Source organism: Bacillus sp. ISL-78, assembly GCF_018613455.1.
Lineage (GTDB): Bacteria > Bacillota > Bacilli > Bacillales > DSM-1321 > Peribacillus > Peribacillus frigoritolerans.
The window spans coordinates 65,222-71,338 of the sequence record NZ_JAGGQC010000045.1; the positions used below are offsets into that span (position 1 = coordinate 65,222).

At 33.6% G+C, this 6,117-nt stretch carries 7 protein-coding genes and 1 pseudogene; all 8 read left to right on the forward strand.

The window, feature by feature from the left end:
- The first annotated feature begins 127 nt into the window (after window positions 1-127).
- The 8 genes and pseudogenes from dfr (at window position 128) to J7I96_RS26605 (ending at window position 5,617) form a co-directional block, all read left to right on the forward strand.
- On the forward strand, window positions 128-619 hold the full coding sequence (gene dfr / locus J7I96_RS26570; protein WP_214922459.1) for a DfrD/DfrG/DfrK family trimethoprim-resistant dihydrofolate reductase: 492 nt from the start codon (window positions 128-130) through the stop codon (window positions 617-619).
- A gap of 159 nt (window positions 620-778) precedes the next feature.
- Complete coding sequence (locus J7I96_RS26575; RefSeq protein ID WP_214922461.1) at window positions 779-1,636, forward strand: alpha/beta fold hydrolase; 858 nt, start codon at window positions 779-781, stop codon at window positions 1,634-1,636.
- 564 nt (window positions 1,637-2,200) lie between these two features.
- Window positions 2,201-2,431, forward strand: a complete 231-nt coding sequence (locus J7I96_RS26580; RefSeq protein WP_214922463.1) for a hypothetical protein — start codon at window positions 2,201-2,203, stop codon at window positions 2,429-2,431.
- Between the two features lie 193 nt (window positions 2,432-2,624).
- Window positions 2,625-3,071, forward strand: coding sequence for a GyrI-like domain-containing protein (locus J7I96_RS26585; RefSeq protein WP_214922465.1), 447 nt, complete (start codon window positions 2,625-2,627; stop codon window positions 3,069-3,071).
- 240 nt (window positions 3,072-3,311) lie between these two features.
- Window positions 3,312-3,719, forward strand: coding sequence for a GNAT family N-acetyltransferase (locus J7I96_RS26590; protein ID WP_214922467.1), 408 nt, complete (start codon window positions 3,312-3,314; stop codon window positions 3,717-3,719).
- A 147-nt stretch (window positions 3,720-3,866) separates the two neighbouring features.
- Window positions 3,867-4,245: pseudogene (locus J7I96_RS26595) on the forward strand (IS1595 family transposase); the annotation flags it as partial.
- Window positions 4,246-4,281: 36 nt separating this feature from the next.
- Window positions 4,282-4,842 carry a hypothetical protein gene (locus tag J7I96_RS26600; protein ID WP_214926183.1) on the forward strand — a complete coding sequence of 187 codons (561 nt, stop codon included), beginning with the start codon at window positions 4,282-4,284 and terminating at the stop codon, window positions 4,840-4,842.
- A gap of 232 nt (window positions 4,843-5,074) precedes the next feature.
- The gene (locus J7I96_RS26605) at window positions 5,075-5,617 is read left to right on the forward strand and encodes a sunset domain-containing protein (protein ID WP_214926179.1); all 543 of its coding nucleotides are present in this window, start codon (window positions 5,075-5,077) and stop codon (window positions 5,615-5,617) included.
- Window positions 5,618-6,117 lie beyond the last annotated feature (500 nt).

The following is a 6,117-nucleotide window of genomic DNA, read 5'->3' on the forward strand; positions in this document are numbered from 1 at the left end:
GTTGTTAGCTTGATGGGCATGTGGCGGTACCCCCTTATGCAACTAACGGGGCAGGTTAGTTGAACAACGAATATCAATAGATATACAAGATTACATGGTAAAATAGTGAAAAAAGGCTGTGTCATATATGAACGTTTCTTTAATTGTTGCGATGGACAAGAATAGAGTAATTGGCAAAGAGAATGATATTCCATGGAGAATTCCAAAGGATTGGGAGTATGTTAAAAATACTACAAAGGGACATTCACTTATATTAGGTAGAAAAAACCTTGAGTCAATCGGAAGGGCTTTACCTGACAGAAGAAATATTATTTTGACGAGAGATAAGGATTTTAGCTTTGACGGTTGTGAAATTGTCCATTCAATCGAAAATGTATTTGAGTTATGTAAAAATGAAGAAGAGATATTTATTTTCGGGGGAGAACAGATTTATAATATGTTCTTGCCTTATGTTGAGAAGATGTATATTACAAAAATTCATCATGAATTTGAAGGAGATATATTTTTCCCAGAAGTTAACTTCGATGAATGGAAAGAAGTATCTGTTGAAAAAGGGATAATGAACGAAAAAAACCCTTATAACTACTATTTTCATGTTTATGAAAGAAAACTTAATTAAGCTAACTAGGTGCGTTAGCTGAAGATTGGAGCTGTCTTTAAGGCAGCTTTCTCTTTATGGAACTATCGGGGCAGGATAGTTCAACAGTAACTTGAAGGATTTTCTCTAAAAAATGCCGAATTTACAATAATATACATTTTTGTTTTTAGGGGGACCGTTATGTGGGAGAGAATGTTTATAAGTACATCTCGTGGAAAGTTTGAGATCTTTACCCAAGGAAAAGGAGAACCAGTGTGTATTACCCATTTATATAGTGAGTTTAATGAATTAGGTTATTATTTCGCCGACACTTTTGTAGATCAATTCAAAGTTTATCTAATAAACTTAAAAGAAGCAGGAAACTCTTGCAAAGCAGGTATAGAAGAGGAATTAAGTATGAAAGAAACCTCTAAGGATTTAGAGGCTATTAGAGAAGCTTTAAATTATAATAAATGGTGCTTTGCAGGGCATTCAACTGGAGGAATGCTTGGTTTAATTTATGCAACAATGTTTCCTAAATCTCTGACAAAACTATTAGTTGGAGGAGCAACTGCTACTAAAAAATATATGGAACACGAAGGCAGTATTTATAGTCCTCGTAGTCCACTAAATAAAAAACTGAAAAAGATTTTTGCCGTACTAAAATCTCCTGACTCTACCACTGAAGAGCGAAGGGATGCTAACAGAGAATGGACTAATATGTCTTTATATAACATAGAAAGATGGGATGAATATTTTAAAAAACCGAGCAGTGGAAAAGTTGTACAAAAAAGGCTAGATTATTATTCCTTTAATGACTTGCCAAACTACGACATTCAAAATGAACTGTATCAGGTTACCATCCCGACCATTGTTTATTGTGGAAGGTACGATGCCCAATGCCCTCTTGTTTTTTCTGAAGAAATAAATGCAGGTTTAAAAAATTCCAAACTTTATATTTTTGAAAAAAGTAATCACGTACCTTATTTAGAAGAGAAACAAAAATTCCTTCAGATGGTTTCTGATTACAAAGGACTGACAACGAAAACCTATTCTTAATGAACTAACGGGTGCGTTAGCTGAAGATCAGAGCTGTCTTTAAGGTAGCTCTTTCTTTATGCAACTAACGGGGCAGGTTAGTTGAGTGAAATTGAGAAACATTTCCAATAGAAAAATAAGCTAATACAGGTTAAGGTAAGTCTTTAAGAACAGAACAGGAGGTTTTGATGTTGAAACCACATACTCAAAGTTTTATCGCCTGCCTTATAGCGGTCATTTTAGCTGCGTTAACTATTTGGTTTAAGTCTGGAACAGTTAATTTAGAACTTATAATATTTTTTATTACTTGCCTCTATGGTACTTATCTTCTCATTTCTTTTTTTTATAGTCGAAAAAGTAAAAACTAGGTTGGTTCTTCAACGAGTCGCATTAGTTAAAGAACATAGATTGATTGGGACAGTTTCGGGGCAGGTTAGCAAGATTGTGAAGGTTTGTAATTAAACTAACGGGTGCTTTACTTCATTATCAGGAGCTGATCAGCAGCTCCTTTTCTTATGCAACTAAAGGGACAGAAAAATTTAAATAAGATATTAAAAAAATTATTTAATAACAGAGGGGAAATTTATGAAAATAATAACTATTGGCATAATATTGGTTGTTGTTGGATGTAGCATTTTAGGGTGGCTAATTAAAGAAGCCTACAAAAATAATAAGGATGAAAGTACAAAAAATAAAATTCTCTATTTATTATGGGTAATATTAGGTGTCTTACTAGATACAAGTGGATTAATCATTATCTTTGGTCTTATTTTATTAGGAGTTCTTTTAATAATCTATTACCCACTCTTCAACTAACGAGTGCGTTAGCTTTAGATCAAGCTGTCTTTAAGGCAGCTTTTTCTTTATGCAACTAACGGGGCAGGATAGTTGAATAACAGTTACAGAAATCAGTTTGAAATCCTTACTTCAATGCAGGAAGTAAGGATTTTTTGTTGAACAAATAAAATTAAAATATTATGGAATTTTTAAGTAAATAGGAGAAGTAAATATGTCGTTTATGATGGTTAAAAAAGAATTTAAGCTTTTTGGATTAAAAGGTAGTGGGGAGTTTGTTAACTTTGGTAATGAAGTGCCCTTGCTTGCAAAGCAACTATTAAGTCTCTCAAATCAAATCCTAAATCCAACAGAGACCGAAATTGCATTATTTGAGCCTAAGAAGGATGAGGAGCATAGGATAGGTCATTATTATGTAGGGTTAATTGTGAGTGAGAAATTAAATGAAGTACCAACAGGAATGGATTATATTGAAATAAATAAAAGTTACATAACTACTAGAGGGAATATATCTAATTTGGGAGAACTTCATTTGAATTTATTGAATTGGGCAGAAGAACAAGGTTATCAAAGAAATCTCGATTCTTATATTATCGAGACATATCACCCTATGGGAGAAGGAGATGAAGAAGTACAGATTTATTTACCAATTCAAGCTTAAAAGACAAATCAAAAATCTTCTTCAACAAACGGGCAGTTTAGTAAAAGAAAATATGGTCATTATTTTATGGACCTCGAGTAGTCTTTACAATTATGAAAAAGGATTTGCTCAAATTGGAATAACAAAAGTTTGTGAAAGAATGTACTTAAGCTAACGGCGGAGGATTGCGGATGTGAAAATCATACAAATTATGTGTTGAGATTAAGCTGTAAGATATAAAAATCCAGGGGAGGTGCTTAAATGGAAAAACCTATACATTATACAATAGAACCACCTGAAAATTTTAAGCAATTACTAACCTTATATGAATCTTTAGGATGGAATTCACTTAAATTAACAGTTAATGATTTGAAACAAATGTGCACTCAAAGTTGGTATGCAATTTATGCTTTTGATAAACAACAGTTAGTGGGTATGGGACGTGTTATTTCAGATGGTGTGATTACTGGAGTGGTATGTGGAGTGTGTGTACTACCGAGCTACCAGTCCAAAGGAATCGGCAAAGAAATTGTGAATCGAATGATTGAACATTGTGAGCAAAATCGAGTAATTCCTCAACTTATGTGTGTAGAAAGTTTGGAATCATATTATGAAACTTTTGGATTTGAGAAGTTTACCATTGGTATGACTAAGAATATAAATCGATAAGTTTAATTTGTTGTCTAATTAAAGGGTACTTTACTTCATTAAGGAAGGTTGCTGCGGCAGCCTTTTTCTTATTGAACTAAAGGGGCAGGTTAGTTGCATAAGACAAGTAGGATTAAATAAATCTATTATTGAAAAGGCTATGTTAAACGATTAGAGAAAGCAATCGGCTCCAAGTTATCTAAATCGAATACCCTTTGTACAGATGCTTGGCGGGCTTTCAAAACCTATGCAAAAGATAAAGGATTGGAGCACTATCCCCTTCAAATCAGATGGGAAGGAACGTGTAAAAGGGCTTTACCATATCAAAAATGTCAATAACTATCACAGCCGTCTGAAAGGTTGGATGGACCGTTTTAATGGTGTGACAACAAAATACCTCGACCATTATTTGAGTTGGTTTCAATTCCTGGATTTAATTAGATTCCGTAATGATTCTACAACGTTAAGCAAAATGGTTATTGATAGGTGCTTGTTATCCACCGATGCTACTTATGATAAATTAAGATTATCGACATTTAAGTTATAGCTTGCCTTAAAAATAACCTAAGTAGGAGGGAAGAATTTGAAAAAAGATTATTTCGTTCAGAGCTCACACGAAAGCATAATAAATGATTTTGCCCTTCCCAAAGATATATTTAAATCAATCGATGTTGGAATTAGAGACATAGAAACTGACTTTCTTTTTACGTTGATTCAAAATATGTTAAGCTTTCCTGTTTTCTTTGTGCTGGAATCTGTGATTTTTGAACACATTGAAAGGATTATTTTAGAAAAGAGAATCCCTTCCTACAAATTTGCTTCTGACGGTTTTATTATCAAAGTTGATTCGGTTGACACACTAGAAGTAATTTGTGATTGTACGGTTGATTTAGTTTTAAATGGATTGAGCGTGTTTATTTTCTTTGGACAGGGACTTTCTGAAGGGAATTTAGTTCCAACAAGAAGCTGGGATAAACCTACTGAATTTAAAAACCTTGATTTTGAAAAGGTCGATACATTTATTAATGTACACGAGGTTGGACTTACTATATTTAGTAAGAATGACAAATACAACTCCCCTAGAAAAGTTACACACTATATATCGGAAGCCTACTCGCTTGATTTGGAAAACAGTGACATTTGATGGGCGGATTAGCTTAAATAGGAACAAAATCAAGGACCTGATTTGAGGTCCTCAATTTATATTCTTTTATCAACAATATTATTTAACAGAGTACCTCTTTACGTTGTATATCCGTTTTTCCGGAAAAAAATTTCGCAAAATTAAATTGGAAAATCTCAGACTGATTACCTATTTATTAAAATACTATGCTATATTCAAAGGAAAGTTAGTTACTTAAAGGGGATACATAGTTATGACAGTAGAAAAGGAAGATAAGAAAAAGGTTGCAATACCTATAGAAGGCGAAGAAAAGAAAAAGAAAAAGTGGTATTGGGGCTGTGGTGGTTGCGGTTGTTTAGGTTTCATCTTAATAGTACTCATAGGGTGCTGTGTTGCACTATTTGGTGGTACCGATGAAGATGATTCCGATAAAAAGGTAGATAATAAAGTCGTCAATGTAAAGGAAGAAGAAAAGGACAAAGCTAAGAAAGAACAAGAAGAAAAAGAAAAAGCCGAACAAGCTAAAAAGGAACAAGAAGAAAAGGATAAAGCTGAACAAGCTAAGAAAGAACAAGAGGAACAAGAAAAGGCACAACAGGCAGAACAGGATAAAAAGGAAGCAGATCAGGCGAAAACTGAAAAAGCATGCCTTAATATTAAAGGTAATACATCAAGCTCGGGAGAAAAAATCTACCATGTACCAGGTGGACAATTCTATGACAAGACAAATCCAGAACAGACTTTTTGTACTGAAGGAGAAGCAAAGTCTGCTGGTTATAGAGAATCTAAAAGGTAAGAAAAAAGGGTGCTACTGTTAATTAAGTAGCACCCTTTTTCATTTATCAAGGTTTTGTGCAGTTATAATATAGATGTTTAATTTACAATATAGTTATATAAAAAATAATAAAGTTGTTTACTTCTTATGGAACTAAAGGGGCAGGTTAGTTGGATTGCCCGCCAAAGAATAGGAGTGGTATGAATTTATGGCAATAACAAAGAAAAGATTCTTCATTATTTGTATAGTGGGTATCATACTCAAGTATCTTGCAAGCTCTGGTCTGCAATACTTCAGGGGACAAACGATAAATTGGTTAGGAAATTTAGCATACGCATTCTATTTCGTAGTATTTCTTTCACTTTTACTTTGGTTATTTGGAGATTCTGGTAAGAAAAAAGCCGATCATTAATTCAGTGATTGGCTCAGGCTGTTGAGAAACCCTCGACAGCCTTTAATGAACTAACGGGTGCGTTCGTATTATAAGGTTAGCCAGTTTTTAAACTGTACCCTATGTAAAG

What these genes read in the sequence shown, in the direction of transcription:
- J7I96_RS26585 (WP_214922465.1), top strand. Translation starts at nt 2,625, where the DNA reads ATGTCGTTTATGATGGTTAAAAAAGAATTTAAGCTTTTTGGATTAAAA.
- dfr (WP_214922459.1), top strand. Translation starts at nt 128, where the DNA reads ATGAACGTTTCTTTAATTGTTGCGATGGACAAGAATAGAGTAATTGGC.
- J7I96_RS26575 (WP_214922461.1), top strand. Translation starts at nt 779, where the DNA reads ATGTGGGAGAGAATGTTTATAAGTACATCTCGTGGAAAGTTTGAGATC.
- J7I96_RS26580 (WP_214922463.1), top strand. Translation starts at nt 2,201, where the DNA reads ATGAAAATAATAACTATTGGCATAATATTGGTTGTTGTTGGATGTAGC.
- J7I96_RS26590 (WP_214922467.1), top strand. Translation starts at nt 3,312, where the DNA reads ATGGAAAAACCTATACATTATACAATAGAACCACCTGAAAATTTTAAG.
- J7I96_RS26605 (WP_214926179.1), top strand. Translation starts at nt 5,075, where the DNA reads ATGACAGTAGAAAAGGAAGATAAGAAAAAGGTTGCAATACCTATAGAA.